Raw genomic sequence first — 885 nt, forward strand, 5'->3', positions numbered from 1 at the left:
AAACCCTCCAGTTGCTTGATAAGCAAAAACAGCTGTTTATCTCCCGGGTGCCGCTGAATATCAAGGATGCCAGGGAGCTGGTCAGCAAAGCGCCTGCCATGGCACTGGAGCCTGTTGAAGGCTATGAGGATTATTCTTTTACTGAAGTACCTGCCTGTTATGGTGATGTTCAACAACGATGGTTCTTGTTTCTCAATAAAAAGCGAAGGCTCAGTGAACAGAAAACGCTGACCAGAAAGATGCAGAAACAGTCACTGAAAGAGGCCCGCGATCTGGAAAAGTTGGGTAAAAAGGCTTTTCTGTGCCGGGACGATGCATTGGAGGCTTTTGCCTTGTGGCAAAAACAATCGGAACTCTGCCAAAGTGAAACGGAACCTGAGGTTATCTGTAAACCCTGCTATCGGGGCAAAGGGCGTCCATCGTCAGATAGTAAGCCTGATCACTTCGAATATTTTGTACAGAGCGCATGCTTTGTTTCTTGCGAGAAAAGAGAGAATTCGCTGGCATCACTGGGCTGCTTTATCTTGGGCACCAATGATTTGGATCAAAAGAGTCTGAATGCCGCTGAGCTGTTGTCTACCTACAAGTCACAACAGCAGGTTGAAGGTGGCTTCCGATTCCTGAAGAGCCCGGATTTTCTGGTTTCCTCACTCTACCTGAAGAAAACGGAACGAATCGAGGCCCTGTTAATGGTGATGACACTGTGTCTGATGGTCTATGCTGCTATCCAACACAGAATAAGGTATGAACAAGCAGAGCCGTGTATTCTTAAACCAGAAAAAAAAGCCCTGCCAGAACCCAACGGCGAGATGGGTGTTTTTCTGTTTTCAAGGGGTTAGTGTATTAACGGTCAATAATCAGGAACAACGTGTGGTCGGTTTGAAG

Annotated in this window: 1 pseudogene; it reads left to right on the forward strand. The window is 46.8% G+C overall.

From position 1 onward, the window contains the following. Nucleotides 1-885 (forward strand): annotated as a pseudogene (locus J7439_RS25615) (IS1634 family transposase); the annotation flags it as partial.

Source organism: Salinisphaera sp. G21_0 (genome assembly GCF_017744115.1).
Classification (GTDB): Bacteria; Pseudomonadota; Gammaproteobacteria; order Pseudomonadales; family Endozoicomonadaceae; genus Endozoicomonas.